Raw genomic sequence first — 15,653 nt, 5'->3', positions numbered from 1 at the left:
ATTGCTCAGGGCAGGGACGGAGTCGTTTCGCCCAGGTAAAGGCTGGCGGCTGATGGCCGCCACTCACCGGTATTTTCGTCGCGCCCCTGAAGCAGAAAATGCGGCGAGTTTGTTTTGAGTTCAGCTACAGCTTTTTTCAGAAAAACCTGCATAGATGGTGTTTGTCTGCGGTTAATCAGGCAGCATAACGGTGTGTCAGGAAAGGCTTTAAGGAGTGCAGCAGATCCATCTTCTCCTGCAATGATCATCAGAGGATTTTTTTTACGCTTTTCCACAAAATGGGTGCGGATCAGAGTGACCTTCCCGTCATCGTAAGGGAAGGGGTATCCTGGGGCAGCTGAAGGCTGAAGCACACTTTTTTTACTGCTGAGGCGTGCACCCAGAATTAATGTACGTGGCAGATTATAGCCATATTCTGTAGAAGTCGCGAAGGCTGCTGTGCTTTCCTCAAATGATGATGTGCATATGACCGGGTCTATACCGTATTCCTGTATAATCTGAAAAAAATCAGCCATCTCGGGTGTCAGGCGCAGCCCCTGCGACAGGGTTACACTGACAGTTCCGGCTTTGCCCGGGCGACTTTGCGGGCAATTCCATGTTTCGGTACCAATTGATTGCCCAAGCTCACGTTCATAAGCTGCGCGACTTACGGCAAGTATGCTGGCATGTGTCTGGCCTGCTGCCAGAGAGACAAGCCATCGCTGTGCACTTTCTTCACCCTGGGTTGCTATCAGTGCCTGGTGAAAAAAGGCCATACGTGCACGAAAGGCCTGAAGAGCAGGGTTTTGCACCAGCTCATTGCGGGGAAGCGGGTGTGGACGGTGGCTGTACTGTGCTAAAAGAGTTTGATAATCTTCGAGTAAATCTTCTGAAAGAGCCTGCAAAGAGAGAGGTTTCTTGTCGGTCGTGAGAAATGGTGCCGGCAGTGCCTCACCTGATATATGACCAGAAAAAAGTGTGCGAAAACTATAAGCGGGGAGCAGGAACGAGAAGTGCTCCAGCATGTAGTAAAACAGGGTAAGCTGCACATTTCCAACAATGGCAGTGTTATCCCAGTCAACAACGATGTAAGGACGGGCTCCGACCCGGTCAAAAGCACTTTGTTGCTGATGCTGCTCTAAAAATTTCTGAATGATTGTGCGGGTCCGCGGTGCCCATTTGAGAGTTTCAAGCTCAGCGGGCTGAATGATGTCAGGGTTGAAATCCTGCGCATGGCTCCGCACGGGCCAGAGAAGGGCTGCTCCGGCGGCAGACAGTAAAGAACGTCGGCTGAGAGAGTATTTCGTCATCAGATCAGAATGTTATCCTGCAGCGCACTATGTTTTTCAAAACTATAAGCACGCTGTGCAGAATTGTCAGGCACACTTTACTGTATTGCACATATGCGTGTGCCTGATATCTGGACTTTTTTAGTTTTCTGCCCCGGCGAGAAGACGGGCAAGAGCACGTTTGCGCCCCATAAGAGGCAGCAGGTCTTTGAGTTCAGGGCCGTGTTCTTCGCCGGTCAGGGCAAGACGCAGTGGAAGAAAAAGAGCTTTACCTGAAAGACCGGTTTTTTCTTTCAGCGTGGCGGTCCATGTTTTCCAGGTGCTCACGTCCCATGGCTCATCGGGAAGAAATGTTGCTGCCTGGTGCAGGAAGGCAGTCTGCTCCGGCTCCTGAACCGGTGGAATAATGTCTTCATATACAACATTAAACCAGTGTCTGGCTTCAGACAGCAGTTCAATATTACCGCGGATCGCCAGCCAGAATTCTTCACTACTGCCTGCGGGCAGATGCTCTCTGACGGCTTCATAAGGCTGCTGACCGAGGAATTTGTGGTTCAGGCTCAGCAGCTGCTGGATGTTAAAGCGTGCAGCTGATTTGGAGACGTGTGAAATATTATAAACGCGTGCCTGCTCTTCAAACGGTAGCAGAACCGGGTCATCAGAGCTGCCCAGGCGTGCCAGGTAAGCGACCAGCGCTTCGGGCTCCATTCCGTCAGTTCGCAGGGTACGCAGAGACATAGCGTCAAAGCGTTTTGACAGTTTGCCGCCATTTTCATCAAGCAGCAGGGGCAGATGTGCAAAATTAAAGTGGTCAGGCTTTGCCCCGAGTGCCTCTGCAATGTCGATCTGCACCCCGGTGTTGGTGACGTGATCTTCACCGCGGATAATGTGTGTGATGCCTGTCTCCATGTCATCAACAACAGAGGCCAGAGTGTAAAGCACCGTGCCATCAGTCCGCACTAAGACAGGGTCAGAGAGCGAAGGCAGTTTGACCTGACATTCTCCCATGACCTGGTCCTGCCAGCGCACAACGCGTTCAGAAAGCTGAAAACGCCAGTAAGGCACTTTGCCATTGGCTTCAGCCTGGGCGCGCTGCTGTGCTGTCAGTTTCAGCATAGCCCGGTCATAGATGGGAGGACGACGCTGGCGGATCTGTATTTCGCGTTTTGCAGCGAGCTCGTATTCGCTTTCAAAACAGGGGTAAAGGCGCCCGGTGGCTTTCAGTTTTGCAATGGCCCGGGCATAGCGGTCGAGGCGTTCTGTCTGTCTGAAAGTTTCATCCCAGGTAATGCCAAGCCAGCTAAGGTCAGTGCGAATAGCTTCAGCATGGCTTTCTTTCGAACGCTCAGTGTCAGTATCATCAATACGGAGCTGAAACTTACCCCCGTGATGGCGGGCAAACAGGGCGTTGGCAATGGCAAGACGGGCGTTGCCGACATGCAGCATACCGGTAGGGCTGGGAGCAAAACGAAGTTTCATAAAGTCTCTGTATGATAAAGTGATGGTGCCTGGTCAGACAGGCCGTACGACCAGCGTTTAATGATGTGTGGTAGCAGAATCCTCATCATCTGTATCAGCATAGGCGGAGAAATCCTCCTCCTCTTCATCAACCAGCCGGCGGGGATCAAGCATACGCCAGTCGCGTTCCATAAACGAAGCTGGTGTTGCGGTGAAGTCATCAAGCTCGTTGGCTGACAGCCATGCGTCATCACCTGCGTCGACAACAATAGCATCTTCACCAAAGCAGAGCCATGCGTCGAGCACTTCTCTGGCTGACGCACCTGCTGTCCGGCAGCGTTCAATACTGTCACGCACATAGCAGCGGGCAAAAGCATTGGCATGCGCCAGGTCATGGAACCCGCCGACTTCTTCACTGATACCTTCCTCAGCACCGCCGGCCAGGTCAAGAATGCGAACGCGCCATGTTTTATCTTCTGTAGCGGAGTTTTCGGTCATGAGCCGGGTCCTTTCTGCAAAGTGCGTAGGGAGGGGAGGAGGAATTCGCGCCCGATTTTGACACGTTCCTGACCGTTATAAGAGACGATATCAGCAGTTGCATATGTTTCATTCCACTGATCAGGAATGAACGAGCCGGTGCCAACCACATCAACCGGTGCGTGAGCATCTGTCATACAGGCACATTTTATCACGTTAAAGCCTGATGATGCGATAATTTTAACGTTTGGAAAGCCAGCATTATCCAGAGCGTCACGCATATGCCAGATGGCCGCGGCAGAGACACCGGTGCCAATCAGGTAGCGCAGTTCAGTATCAGAGCGGTAACGGCGCAGTGCTTCAGGGGCATGCCGGTTGACCACAGCGTAGGACTCCTGTGGGTTCAGCCCTTCCATAAAGCGGCCGCCATGCGTATCAAGTCTGACGCCTAATTTACCCTGCTCAGCCAGTTCAGGAAAACTTTTGCATACGCTCAGAGCATCTGTAACTTCGCGGCCAAAATAATCGACCAGAACTGTCAGGTCTGTCTCAGGATAAATTTCATAAAACATTTCAGCTGCGCGTACGGTTGAGCCAGCGTAGCCAATCAGGGCGTGTGGCATGGTGCCAAAGCCATGTGTGGTGTTAAAAAAGGCAGCTACGGCATGGTTGGCAGTGCCAACAAAACCAGTCGCTCCGTCCTTCTGTGCAGCCCGGCTGCCAACCGAGGCACCATATGCCATAAGTTCCTGCATTTCATAACCTGCACAGTGGCGGGCATCCATGGCGAGGAATTTTGTGTTGGGTAAAGAGAGCGCCATCTGGTAGGCATTATGTGCCGCAACGCAGGTACTGCCCAGTTTTTGTAAAAGCAGGGTTTCAAGGTCTGCCAGGTGCAGAAATGAGCCGGTGATGTACATGATAGGCTCACCCGCACCGATCCATTCGCCCTCAGGGTGTATCAGTTCAACGGTATAAGGCGCGTTACGGGCCTTCATAACATTTTTCAGCCATTCCAGAGCAATGCCCGGAGCTGAAATAACAGGGCGACGAATAAAAAAGACGTAGGTTACCTGGCAGTCGCCAAAATGCCCGACGATTTCTTTTGTACGATTAAAATAGGAATCTGTGCGTGCTGTAATACCGGCGTCAGATGGTGCCTGAGATGCAGCAGCCGTGGCTACTCCGGGTGTCATCTGAGGATCTGTAAAAGACTGTTTCATTTTTTATTACGTCTCCACTTTAACCTGAGCTGACAATTTGCAGAAAGCTCCATACACTATAGTGCAGGAGCTTTCTGTTTTATCAATATCAGAACGAGTTTTAGTTCTGACGTTTGTCTGTCAGTTCTTCTGCCATCAGGAAGGCAAGTTCGAGAGACTGCTCAGCATTGAGGCGCGGGTCACAGAAGGTTTCATAACGATCGCCCAGATCAGATTCTGTCAGGCATTGCGCGCCTCCCACGCATTCCGTGACGTTCTGGCCAGTCATTTCAATATGAACACCGCCGGCATGTACCCCTTCAGCGGCGCATACATCAAAGAACCCTTTAACCTCACGCATAATGGCATCAAAAGAGCGTGTTTTAACATTTTGCGTTGTTGAGGTTGTGTTGCCGTGCATGGGGTCTGTCAGCCAGGTGACCGTACGACCGGTCTTTTTCACAGCCCGCATAAGAGGGGGAAGATATTCGGCAATTTTATCTGCACCCATGCGTGAGATAAGAGTGATACGGCCGGCTTCGTCTTCAGGGTTGAGGAGCTCAAGCAGCTTTTCAAGATCTTCTGCTTTGGTGGTCGGACCAACCTTGATGCCAAGCGGGTTACGCACACCACGTAAAAACTCAACATGCGCTCCATCAGGCTGACGGGTACGGTCGCCAATCCAGATGAAATGGGCTGAGCAGTCATACCATTCATCAGAGGTGGAATCGATGCGTGTCATTGCCTGCTCATAAGGCAGCAGCAGCGCTTCGTGAGAGGTATAAAACTCGGTCTCGTCAATCTGAGGGGCTGAACCTGCATCAATACCACAGGCTTCCATGAAGGAGAGGGTTTCGCTGATTTTTTCTGCGGTGGCGCGGTAACGACCGGCCAGTGGAGAGCGCTCAACAAAACCGAGGTTCCAGCGGTGCACTTCATGCAGGTTAGCGTAACCACCGCGTGAGAAGGCGCGCAGCAGGTTCTGAATGCCAGCCGACTGGAAGTAGCCGGTCTCCATACGTACCGGGTCAGGAATACGGGCTTCTGCTGTAAATTCAGGGCCGTTAATGGTGTCGCCACGGTAAGAGGGCAGGGTTACACCATTTTGTGTTTCGGTGTCAGAAGAGCGAGGCTTGGCAAACTGCCCTGCCATGCGCCCAAGCTTAACAACCGGTACTTTTGCACCAAAAGTCAGAACAACGGACATCTGCAGCAATACACGGAAGGTGTCGCGTACGATGTCAGCTTTGAATTCGCTGAAGCTTTCGGCACAGGGGCCGCCCTGAAGGACAAAGGCTTTCCCCTGGGATGCCAGAGCAAGCTGACGGCGCAGACGCCTTACCTCACCGGCAAAGACCAGAGGCGGGTAAGAGCTCAGGCGGTCTTCAACAGCTTTCAGTGCAGCAGCATCAGGATAAGAAGGCATTTGTCTGACAGGAAAAGAGCGCCAGCTATCCGGCATCCAGGGCGCAGATATAGGGGTAGGCTGGACACGCGAGGCAGTCATGGACTTTATCCTGTCAGTTCTTGATGGTTCAGTATTTTAAAACATAGTGCGTAAAGGCCGGCAGAGCATCAGAGATCACTGCACGGGGTAGCCTTTATGTCTAAAACAGAAGAGATAGGCAAACCTGAATTTTTCATAAAATATGTAATGATTATCAAAAAGCTGATAACGGAGGCAGACGCGGGGCTGCCCGTTGCTGGCAGATTAGCTTTTTTTTGTAGTTAGTGCGATACTATGCGCATCAGTTGTCTGGCTTCTGACAGCCTCAGAATGACAGGCACAAACTTATTTTATAAAGGTAAAGGCTGATGGTACTGCTGCGTAAACAGACTTACCTGGTTCTGATGGCTATGGGCCTCGGCGTTGTGGCGGCTCCTCACGGAGCCGCTTTTGCAGACCCTATGGTTCCTGATGGTAACATTTCCTTTGGTTCAGCCGGTATGGGTAGTACCGGGGTAGGAAGCCAGAGTCGCACGTCTGAAAAGAAAGTGGTTCATGGCCACAGGAGCCTGCCTCCTGGCTATCAGGACGCACCGTCAATGGAGTTTAATCACGGTGCCGACCCTGATCATCTTGCTAAGGTACACCGCGATTCAGTGACAGGCTCTGATCTGTCAAAATATGGTACGGCTTACCAGAACAGCGGGCCTTATGGTGATGGCGCCATGGGGGATTCGACTGGTAACGGATGGGTTACCCACCGATAATAACGACGTTACACGCTGTTTGTCTGGTGCTCTAAGTCGTCAGTCAGCAGTCTGACAGAGATCTGCCCGCTACTCAGATCAGCAAGATGATCTGAGAGAGCCTCGCGCTGCGCCTCGGGGAGGGTAAGGGTCATTTGTGCTCCCTGTGCGTCAAAGCTGGTCTCCGGTGCGTCTTCGGTAAAGCTCTGAAGACGTGCCTGCACCAGAGAGAGCAGTGAAAAGGGTGTGTGAAACGTCAGGGTGACACGTTCAATTATTGGTTCTTTGGGGGCCTCACGCAGGCATTCAGCTGCGGCACCGCTATATGCTCTGATAAGCCCGCCAGCCCCAAGTTTAATGCCGCCAAACCAGCGGGTTACAACAACGGCAACAAAATCAAGCTGCTGTGCTGTAATAACCTGCAAAATAGGGCGCCCTGCCGTGCCTGACGGCTCTCCGTCATCGTGGCACCGGCAGTGAGGTCCGACCTGCCAGGCCCAGCAATGATGGGTTGCCTCAGGTGCAGATTGTGCGATCGTACGAATAAAATTTTCAGCATCATCGCTCGTTTTGACCGGGGCTGCCCGTGCCAGGAACCGGCTTTTGCGAATTTCCTGCTCTCGTTTAAAGGGGCCTGTCAGTGTCTGCATCATAGATGGCAGAGTAACAGGGCAGGCGCAGGGCAGACAAGAGAGGAGTGCTGAAGGTCCATTATTGCCTAAAGTGAGCAGAAATGGCAGAAACCTGAGGTGTAAGTCTTTGTATGCAGAAAGGGTATTAGATTATGGCATATCGGTTCTGCCGGAGAGTTCTTGTTCTGACAGCAGCTCTGGTCGTTGCTGTTTCTGCGGTGCCGCACCATTTTGCCCGGGCTGATGATGACGGTGGTGATGAAGAGGATGTGCACAAAGCCCCTTCTATGCACTCACTGGCTGCAAAACCACCTTTGCCGCGTGCACATAAAGATTTCAGCAAGTTCCGTTATACACCGCCAGGTGATAAGATTGTTGAGCAGGCAGCTGCAAACCGCCTTTTGTTCTGGACAAAAGACGGCAAACCCGATGGTTATGCTCAGCGGCGTGGCAATAGCATTATTTACTATGATGCTCAGGGCAAGGCGGTACGGGTGCAGCGCCTGACTGAAGCTGAACTGGCAGATTAAGCGCAGCTCAGCCTACTAAATTATATTTCAGGCGAGTGTCTCGCCTGAAGGCAGCTGCCCTTTATTGTTACAAAATTCGATCCATTCTGCTTCATTCAGCGTGGTGATACCCAGCTCAGTCGCTTTTTTAGCTTTTGAGCCTGCTTTTTCACCCAGAACGACCAGGTCGGTCTTTTTAGAAACAGAATCAGAAACCTTTGCTCCCAGGCGTTCTGCCATAGCGCGTGCTTCCTGACGGCTCAGCGTCGTCAGTGTGCCGGTAAAGACAATGCTTTTGCCTGACAGCCAGCCTTCCGCTGCCTGCTCTTCTTCTTCAATGGTCAGAAAGCTTTTCAGTTCGCTGAGCGTCTGTCTGTTATGCTCTTCTTTGATAAAAGCAACGAGGTCATCTGCGATAACGCTGCCGATACCGCTGATAGAGCCGAGTTCAAGCCGTTCATCAGAGCCTGTCAGGGTTGCTTTCTGCAGCTGACTGACCCAGTTTTCATAGGTGCCATAATTGCGGGCAAGCAGGCGGGCTGTGCCTTCGCCAATGCGGCGAATACCCAGAGCGAAAATAAAACGGGAGAGGCTTATTGTTCGTCTGGCCTCAATAGCCTGGAGCAGTTTCTGCACGGACTGCTCCCCCCAGCCGTCACGTTTCATAATGACGTCAGCATGTTCTGACAGACGGAAAATGTCAGCGGGAGTCTGAATGAGCTTATCTTCGTAAAACTCACGAATACTACGCTCTCCCAAACCTTCAATGTCAAAAGCCTGGCGTGATACAAAATGAATCAGGCGCTCAACGATCTGTGCAGGGCAGGTTAACCCGCCTGAGCAGCGGCGTACAGCTTCACCTTCGGGGCGTATGGCAGTGGCCCCACAGGCAGGACAGTGAGCCGGAAACACGAAAGGTGCTGCGCGGGGTGGCGCATCAGGTGCCGGGGGGAGGACGGAAACGATTTGTGGAATAACATCCCCGGCACGCTGCAGTGTAACTTTGTCGCCAGGGCGCACGTCTTTGCGGGCTATTTCATCTTCATTATGCAGTGTCGCACGTGACACCAGCACGCCACCCACATTGACAGGCTCAAGATGAGCAACCGGCGTGAGAGCCCCTGTGCGTCCGATCTGAATTTCAATGGCGTTGAGAGTTGTAATGGCCTGCTCTGCCGGAAATTTCCACGCAATAGCCCAGCGGGGTGCGCGTCCGGCAAACCCAAGGCGCTCCTGCAGGGAAAGGTCGTTTATTTTATAAACAATACCGTCGATATCGTAACTCAGGCCGGCACGCTCGCGGGCAACCTCATCAAAAAAAGATTCGGCCTCGCTGATATCATTTAGTTTTCGTGAAAGAGGATTAACCGTAAACCCCCAGGCTTTCAGCTGCTCAAGATAGCTCCAGTGGTCAGTCGGCAGAGGGTCAGAGGTAAAGCCCATAGCATAAGCAAACAGTGCCAGTGGCCTGCGTGCTGTGACGGCAGGGTCAAGCTGGCGAAGCGAGCCTGCGGCAGCATTGCGGGGGTTGGCAAATGGCTTACGGTTTTCAGCCAGCTGCGCAGCGTTGAGTGTCAGGAAATCCTCTTTGGCGAGAAAAATCTCTCCGCGTATTTCAATAAGGTCAGGTACCGGGCCGGGCAGTGTTTTGGGCAGATTGCTTATTGTGAGCAGATTGCCGGTAACATCCTCACCTTCTCTGCCATCGCCGCGGGTTGTACCTTTTACAAACTGACCTTTTTCATAAGTAAGGCTGATCGACAGCCCATCAATTTTAGGTTCAGCAACAAAAGTGAGCTGTTTGCTTTCTGCCGGGCTTAGACCCAGGAAGCGGGTTGCTTTGGCAACAAAACTTTCAAACTCTTCCTGATCAAATACGTTATCGAGTGAAAGCATAGGCACAAGATGACGTGACTTTTTAAACAGTGAATCGGGTGCTGCACCAACGGCACCGGCGGCACTGTTTTCAGGTTCAGCTTCGGGAAAAGCGGCCAGAAGAGAGTCATACGTCCGCCGAAGCGCATCATATTCTGCATCGCTGATCTCGGGGGCATCATCCTGATAATAGGCAGCGTTATGGCGACCAATCTGGTCAGCCAGGCGTTTGAGTTCGTCTCTGGCTTCTGCAGCAGTAAAAGAGCTTTTGTCAGGGTGCGGGGTCATCTTTATGTCCAAGTAGGCTGGCAGCAGCAGCACGGGCGGCATCAGTTACGGTATCGCCAGCCAGCATACGTGCAATTTCTTCCTGTCTTTCTTCAGGCTGAAGAGGGGCTGCATGGGTTTCGGTCATGTTATTACGCACACGCTTGCCAATGCGCAAATGGGCATCGGCACAGGCAGCCACCTGCGGGCTGTGTGTCACGGCCAGTACCTGTACAGAACGTGCGGCCAGTCTGTGCAGGCGTTCACCAATAGCTGCAGCCGTAGCACCGCCAACCCCGGCATCTATTTCATCAAATACAATAGTGCCGATAGAGGATTGCTCAGCCAGAACCAGTTTGAGGGCCAGCATAAGGCGCGATAATTCACCCCCTGAAGCCACTCTGGCCAGGGGGCCGGGTGGCTGGCCCGGGTTGGCGGCAATCAGGAACGAAATGCTCTCCATACCCTGTGCGTTCCATTGTTCAGGGGGGAGGGGTTCAAGGCTGACAAAAAAGCGGGCACGCTCAAGTTTAAGGGGTTTAAGCTCGCTGGTAACGGCTTTTTCGAGTTTGCGAGCTGCTTTTTCGCGGGCTTCTGACAGTTTCTCAGCATTGCTCTGAAATGTTTTTAAAGCCTCTTTAACTGCCTGCTCAAGTTCGTGCAGCTGAGAGGTGCCGTTATCAAGAGCCTGCAGGCGGTTTGTCAGTTCATTAAGCAGCGAGGGGAGTTCTTCAACAGCAACATCATGCTTGCGGGCCGCGGCCCGCAGGGCGAACAGGCGTTCTTCTGCCTCCTCCAGCAGGCGGGGGTCAGCTTCAGAATCCGCAGCCAGGCGTGAGAGCAGCATTTCTGCTTCAGCAAGAGCTGTTTCAGCCTGCTCAAGTGCTGTCAGTGCATCGTGTGTACGGGTTTCAAGAGCGCCGGTCGGGGTTGTATCTGCATCTGACGGAGCGGGAAGAAGGCGCTGTAATGTGCGGCTTGCAGCCCGCAGAGCAGCAGCCGGGCCGTTATTTTTCCGGTCTCGCGGTGTCAGTTCTGAAAGTGCAGCCGCAACAGCTTCACCCCGGCGTTCTGCCTGTTGCAGGCTATGACGCAGTTGTGCCAGCTGTTCTTCTTCGCCTTGCTGTGGAGCAAGTGCTGAGAGTTCAGATACGGTGTGTCGCAGCCATTCTTCTTCCTTAGCGGCCTCATGCAGCATTTTGCGGGCTGTGCGGAGTTTATCGCTGAGCTGGCGCCAGGCTGTATAGGTGCTGCTGACCTGAGCGATAAGAGAGGCAGGCACACCATAGGCGTCAAGAAGGGTGCGGTGTGTGGTTGAGTCAGTCAGCCCGATTTGTTCGTGTTGCCCCTGAATTTCAACCAGGGTTGCAGCAACATGGCGCATGAGCGTGATGCCGACCACCTGGTCGTTGATCCATGCGCGTGAGCGCCCCTCGCGCGACAGGCTGCGTCGCAGAATAAGGGGTTCATCAGTTTCAGCAGTAATGTGATGTTCGCGCAGAAGGTGATAGACCGGATGGTCTTCAGTGAGCTGAAAGCTGGCTGTTACCTGTGCTTCCTCAGCTCCGGCTCTGACCAGTCCTGCGTTTGCACGCGCCCCCGTAGCCAGCCCGAGACTGTCGAGCAATATTGACTTGCCGGCACCGGTTTCACCGGTCATGGCGGTAAAGCCGCGATGAACAGAAAGATCCAGTGCTTCGATCAGAACAATATCTCTGATGGAAAGATGTGTCAGCATAAGACCCTGCCTGAATATCTGTCCGGTAAGACGTGCGAGAAAAATACGCGTTACGTGTCAGCTAAGATTTTATATGAAATAAATCAGAACATAACAAGAACGCGCAATCTTTTTTATGACAGGTCCCGTCGTTAGAAAAAGGATCTTTCTGCTTTAGTGCTGTGGAGCCGGTGCTGATTGAGCCTGTGGTTGTGTCATTGCATGCGGGGCCGGAGCATGACCCGCATCGGTTGGCGAACTTGTTTTTTTATCAGGTGCAACAGGCTGGCTTGCCTGTGCTGTTACAGCTTTGCCAGGTGCAGGAAAGTTACCACTGAGCAGTTTATAGCGTTTCAGGTCATCATAAGCAAAACGATACCATTTGCTGCCAGGGTAGTTATAGCCGAGAACAATACCTGATTTACGGGCCTGATCTGTTAACCCAAGGTCGAGGTAGACTTCAACCATACGTTCCAGGGCTTCGGGTACGTGGTTGGTAGTCTGAAAGTCCTGGACAACGTGCTGATAGCGGTTGATGGCCGCCTCATAGTTGCGCTCGCGCTGATAAAAGCGGCCAATAAGCATTTCTTTGCCGGCCAGATGGTCGCGGCAAAGGTCGACTTTCAGTTCGGCATCCTGTGCGTATTTTGACTGAGGAAAGCGGGTAATTACTTCACCAAGAGCTTCCATTGCCTCAACAGTACCCTGCTGGTCGCGTTGTACGTCAGCAATCTGCTCATAAAAGCACAGCGCGCGCAGATAATAGGCATATGCTTCATCTGAACTGGTGGGATGAAGGCTGATAAACCTGTTTAGCTGCTGAACGGCTTCAGGATATTGCCCCTTAAGATAATAGGCATAACCTTCCATAAGCTGAGCATTCGCAACGTAGCCAGAGTAAGGGTAGTTTTGCTGAAGTACTTCAAACTCTGCTGCGGCAAGCGTGTAACGACGGGTACGCAGGGCGTCGATCCCGTTATTATAGAGCGTTTCAGCTGAGGCCAGCTTAGGGATTTGAGGCGTCCCCTCTTTGAACAGAGAACAGCCAGACAGGCTCAGCAACACAGTTGCGGAGAGTATACGGGATATATGGCCGCGAAAATGAAGTGCTTTTATGACGCTCACAGATGTACCAGCTCTCTGAAGTGATGCAGTCTTATAGCATGTAAAACGTGTAAGAAAAGAAAAGAGAAAGAATGTTTCCTTCTCTTTTTATCCGGCATTAGTTTGTGCCAGCTGATGCGGGAACAAAGCGCCATGCTTTGCTGTCAGCAAACAGGGCTCTGAGAAGCATGTTATTAAGCCCGTGACCTGAACGGTATCCACAGAAATGCCCGCGTAAAGGGGCTCCAGCTGTATACATGTCGCCTGCGGCATCGAGAATTTTATGACGGACGAATTCATCATCACAGCGCAGGCCATCTTCGTTGAGAATCCGTTCCTCATCGACAACGATAGCATTATCAAGCGAGCCCCCGAGAGCAAGGCCGGCACTGTGCATCGCTTCTATTTCCTTAAGCAGGGTAAAGGTGCGGCAATGTGCAATGTCCTGGCGGAAGGCCTGGGGTGTCAGTTTAAATTCTAAGTTTTGTTTACCGATGGCCTGAGCAGAAAAATTAATACCCATTGAAAAGGTAAGGCCCGCATCAGATGAGGGGAGAAGCTCAGCAAAAGAGTCTCCGTGTTCAACGCGTACCGGCCGTAAAATTTCAATACACTGACGAATTTTATGCTGGCGGGTTACTCCGGCACTTTCAATCAGAGAGATAAAGTCGCGCGAGGATCCGTCAAATACCGGCAGTTCAGGGCCATCAACTGTGACCAGCACATTGTCAATATTGCATCCGGCAAGAGCAGCCATAAGATGCTCAATGGTTGCGACACGGTTTTCTGAGCTCTCTGTCTCACTCAGAACAGTGCTGAGGCGTGTGTTATGCACATTACTGAATAAGGCTGGTAAAGGCTTTCCTTCGATATCGCTGCGCTGGAAAACGATGCCATGACCAGCATGCGCAGGAGTGAGGGTGAGCTGAATATGTTTGCCTGTGTGCAGACCCGTGCCGGTACCTGTAACAGCTTTACCAAGAGTATGCTGATATAAGGTTGCATCTCTCGTGTTCAGTGCAGAGACGGGGGACAGGATTTCCTGCGTAACACTAAGGAGTGTGCGAGGGTCCAGGGAGAGGCTGTCCATGGGGGCGGTGTTATCCTGCAGAGTTTAAAGGCGATTATGCTTTTAAAATAAAGGTTAAAAACCGTTTCTGGCCAGTCAAGGTTTATTGCGGTCTGTTACAAAGCCCCTTCATGCTACCATTGCAGGTAGCATGAAGGCTGACTTTCCTGAAAAATTACCGACGCAGAAAAGTCGGTATTTCAAGTCCATTCTCATCTGAATCAGCAGGACGAATGCTGACACCCTGCTGATGGCTGGGCTGTCCCTGTTCCTGATGTGTGTTCTGAGGGGTGTGTGCCTGCTGTTGTGCCGGCCCCTGGTGGGCAGCCTGCTCATGCTGTGCCGGATAGTGCTGGGACTGATGCGGCTGAGGCTGAGGGTTATGCTCGTTCGTATGCTGATCGTTCGGGTTTGTACGACGGAACGGGTTGGTCATGCGCCCGAACAGCCCGCTGCGAGACTGAGTGTTTGTCGGTGGTACAGCGTGACGCGGCGTTTCAGTGAACAGCCCTGCACGTGGTGACGGACCAGGACGCATCAGAGGCTGCTGTGCAGCTGGTGGAGGCGCCATGCTGGCCTGCTGCTGCCCGGGCAGGCTATGTGCAGGCGGCGGTGCTGCATGGCCGGTCTGGCGTGATGGCTGCTGCTGGTATGGCTGGCCTGCATTATGTTGTGCTGCTGGCTGGCTGGCTGGCTGATTAGGGTAAGGTATGGTTTCGTGTCGTGTAACCTGCTGCGGTGCCGGCTCAGGCTGGCTAACTGCTTCTTTACCCGTATTTTGTGGCGTTGCTCCTGATGGGGGGGCTGAAGAAGACTCCCCGGGTGCAGCCTGAGGCCTGTCGAGTTCAGGCATATCAATACCCGTGGCTACAACAGAGACACGAATTTTGCCGTTCATGGTCTCGTCAATAATCGAGCCCCAGATCATATTGGCATCGTCCGTAACTTCACGGCGGATACGGTTGGCGGCTTCTTCCATCTCGAACAGAGTGATATCTTCACCACCGGTGATGTTAACCAGCAGTCCCTGTGCGCCAGACATCGAAGCATCTTCAAGCAGAGGGTTGGCAATGGCGGCTTCAGCGGCTTCGATTGCACGGTTATCACCTTCAGCCTCACCCGTGCCCATCATGGCTTTGCCCATTTCAGCCATGACGCTGCGTATATCCGCAAAGTCAAGGTTGATATAGCCTGGTGCAACCATCAGGTCGGTGACACCACGCACACCCATATAGAGCACATGGTCAGCCATTCTGTATGCTTCACGCAGCGTTGTACGTTCACTGGCTACGCGAAAGAGGTTCTGGTTAGGAATAACAATCAGAGTGTCAACATATTGCTGCAGCTCACGGATGCCTTCGTCTGCTATACGGGCGCGGCGTTTACCTTCATAATCAAAAGGCTTGCTGACCACCCCAACAGTCAGAATGTTCCGCTCGCGTGCCATGCGTGCAATAACCGGAGCTGCCCCTGTACCTGTGCCTCCGCCCATACCTGTAGTGATAAAGACCATGTGAGAGCCTTCGAGATATTTTGAAATCTCATCGGCAGCCTCTTCAGCAGCCCCTCTGCCCACTTCAGGTTTGGCACCTGCACCCAGACCATGGGTCAGGTGCGGACCAAGCTGAATACGACGGTCAGCCCGGCTTTTAGCCAGACTCTGCGCATCCGTATTAGCGACAACAAACTCTACCCCCTGCAGGCTGGACGCAATCATGTTGTCGACAGCATTTGTTCCGCCCCCGCCAACACCAATGACTGTTATTCGTGGTGAAAAGTCAGAGTGGCTTTGTTCAGGAACAGTGAGGTTCAGGGTCATTAAGGCATCTCCCGGTAGAGGGGCAAAAAGCAGAGCAAGAGGCAGGCTGACATTTTACAGATG

The 15,653-nt window shown here is 52.5% G+C and carries 13 protein-coding genes; 2 read left to right on the top strand and 11 right to left on the bottom strand.

Going from position 1 to position 15,653, the window contains the following annotated elements:
• Window positions 1–5: 5 nt before the first annotated feature.
• The 5 genes from GOB58_RS04090 to GOB58_RS04070 form a co-directional block, all read right to left on the bottom strand.
• A complete protein-coding gene (locus GOB58_RS04090; RefSeq protein WP_173559424.1) occupies window positions 6–1,289 on the bottom strand; it encodes a lipoprotein pyruvate-formate lyase in 1,284 nt (427 codons plus the stop codon).
• Window positions 1,290–1,409: 120 nt separating this feature from the next.
• Entirely contained in the window at window positions 1,410–2,747 is a 1,338-nt protein-coding gene (gene gltX, locus GOB58_RS04085; RefSeq protein ID WP_173559423.1) for a glutamate--tRNA ligase, read from the bottom strand.
• Between the two features lie 57 nt (window positions 2,748–2,804).
• Window positions 2,805–3,224: a hypothetical protein gene (locus tag GOB58_RS04080; protein ID WP_086554542.1), complete on the bottom strand. Its 420-nt coding sequence runs from the start codon at window positions 3,222–3,224 to the stop codon at window positions 2,805–2,807.
• Window positions 3,221–4,399, bottom strand: coding sequence for a beta/alpha barrel domain-containing protein (locus GOB58_RS04075; protein ID WP_173559523.1), 1,179 nt, complete (start codon window positions 4,397–4,399; stop codon window positions 3,221–3,223). Before GOB58_RS04075 ends, GOB58_RS04080 begins: the two co-directional genes overlap by 4 nt.
• Before the next feature lie 127 nt (window positions 4,400–4,526).
• Window positions 4,527–5,912 carry a class II 3-deoxy-7-phosphoheptulonate synthase gene (locus tag GOB58_RS04070; protein WP_086554543.1) on the bottom strand — a complete coding sequence of 462 codons (1,386 nt, stop codon included), beginning with the start codon at window positions 5,910–5,912 and terminating at the stop codon, window positions 4,527–4,529.
• A gap of 308 nt (window positions 5,913–6,220) precedes the next feature.
• On the opposite strand from GOB58_RS04070, the gene GOB58_RS04065 reads away from it, so the two are divergent.
• Window positions 6,221–6,619: a hypothetical protein gene (locus tag GOB58_RS04065; RefSeq protein ID WP_173559422.1), complete on the top strand. Its 399-nt coding sequence runs from the start codon at window positions 6,221–6,223 to the stop codon at window positions 6,617–6,619.
• 8 nt (window positions 6,620–6,627) lie between these two features.
• On the opposite strand, the gene GOB58_RS04060 is transcribed toward GOB58_RS04065, so the two are convergent.
• Window positions 6,628–7,251 (bottom strand): IMPACT family protein, encoded by a 624-nt coding sequence (locus GOB58_RS04060; protein WP_173559421.1) that lies wholly within the window; start codon window positions 7,249–7,251, stop codon window positions 6,628–6,630.
• Window positions 7,252–7,382: 131 nt separating this feature from the next.
• On the opposite strand from GOB58_RS04060, the gene GOB58_RS04055 reads away from it, so the two are divergent.
• On the top strand, window positions 7,383–7,760 hold the full coding sequence (locus GOB58_RS04055) for a hypothetical protein (protein WP_173559420.1): 378 nt from the start codon (window positions 7,383–7,385) through the stop codon (window positions 7,758–7,760).
• Window positions 7,761–7,787: 27 nt separating this feature from the next.
• Here GOB58_RS04055 and ligA read toward each other — a convergent pair whose 3' ends face one another.
• The 5 genes from ligA to ftsZ form a co-directional block, all read right to left on the bottom strand.
• Complete coding sequence (gene ligA / locus GOB58_RS04050) at window positions 7,788–9,902, bottom strand: NAD-dependent DNA ligase LigA (RefSeq protein WP_242005215.1); 2,115 nt, start codon at window positions 9,900–9,902, stop codon at window positions 7,788–7,790.
• Window positions 9,886–11,619, bottom strand: a complete 1,734-nt coding sequence (gene recN / locus GOB58_RS04045) for a DNA repair protein RecN (RefSeq protein WP_086635086.1) — start codon at window positions 11,617–11,619, stop codon at window positions 9,886–9,888. The genes ligA and recN overlap by 17 nt, the downstream gene beginning before the upstream one ends.
• A gap of 153 nt (window positions 11,620–11,772) precedes the next feature.
• Window positions 11,773–12,723, bottom strand: coding sequence for an outer membrane protein assembly factor BamD (locus GOB58_RS04040; protein WP_086554549.1), 951 nt, complete (start codon window positions 12,721–12,723; stop codon window positions 11,773–11,775).
• A 97-nt stretch (window positions 12,724–12,820) separates the two neighbouring features.
• Window positions 12,821–13,792: a UDP-3-O-acyl-N-acetylglucosamine deacetylase gene (gene lpxC, locus GOB58_RS04035; RefSeq protein ID WP_173559418.1), complete on the bottom strand. Its 972-nt coding sequence runs from the start codon at window positions 13,790–13,792 to the stop codon at window positions 12,821–12,823.
• 154 nt (window positions 13,793–13,946) lie between these two features.
• A complete protein-coding gene (gene ftsZ / locus GOB58_RS04030; protein ID WP_173559417.1) occupies window positions 13,947–15,590 on the bottom strand; it encodes a cell division protein FtsZ in 1,644 nt (547 codons plus the stop codon).
• Window positions 15,591–15,653 lie beyond the last annotated feature (63 nt).

Source organism: Acetobacter thailandicus, from assembly GCF_011516655.1.
Classification (GTDB): Bacteria; Pseudomonadota; Alphaproteobacteria; order Acetobacterales; family Acetobacteraceae; genus Acetobacter; species Acetobacter thailandicus.
The sequence above is the reverse complement of the archived record's forward strand: the minus strand, read 5'-3'. Positions and strand labels throughout refer to the sequence as shown.

Bases quoted from the DNA above. Each gene is read 5' to 3' on its own strand.
- GOB58_RS04090 (WP_173559424.1), bottom strand. From the start codon at position 1,289: ATGACGAAATACTCTCTCAGCCGACGTTCTTTACTGTCTGCCGCCGGA.
- gltX (WP_173559423.1), bottom strand. From the start codon at position 2,747: ATGAAACTTCGTTTTGCTCCCAGCCCTACCGGTATGCTGCATGTCGGC.
- GOB58_RS04080 (WP_086554542.1), bottom strand. From the start codon at position 3,224: ATGACCGAAAACTCCGCTACAGAAGATAAAACATGGCGCGTTCGCATT.
- GOB58_RS04075 (WP_173559523.1), bottom strand. From the start codon at position 4,399: ATGACACCCGGAGTAGCCACGGCTGCTGCATCTCAGGCACCATCTGAC.
- GOB58_RS04070 (WP_086554543.1), bottom strand. From the start codon at position 5,912: ATGACTGCCTCGCGTGTCCAGCCTACCCCTATATCTGCGCCCTGGATG.
- GOB58_RS04065 (WP_173559422.1), top strand. From the start codon at position 6,221: ATGGTACTGCTGCGTAAACAGACTTACCTGGTTCTGATGGCTATGGGC.
- GOB58_RS04060 (WP_173559421.1), bottom strand. From the start codon at position 7,251: ATGATGCAGACACTGACAGGCCCCTTTAAACGAGAGCAGGAAATTCGC.
- GOB58_RS04055 (WP_173559420.1), top strand. From the start codon at position 7,383: ATGGCATATCGGTTCTGCCGGAGAGTTCTTGTTCTGACAGCAGCTCTG.
- ligA (WP_242005215.1), bottom strand. From the start codon at position 9,902: ATGACCCCGCACCCTGACAAAAGCTCTTTTACTGCTGCAGAAGCCAGA.
- recN (WP_086635086.1), bottom strand. From the start codon at position 11,619: ATGCTGACACATCTTTCCATCAGAGATATTGTTCTGATCGAAGCACTG.
- lpxC (WP_173559418.1), bottom strand. From the start codon at position 13,792: ATGGACAGCCTCTCCCTGGACCCTCGCACACTCCTTAGTGTTACGCAG.
- ftsZ (WP_173559417.1), bottom strand. From the start codon at position 15,590: ATGACCCTGAACCTCACTGTTCCTGAACAAAGCCACTCTGACTTTTCA.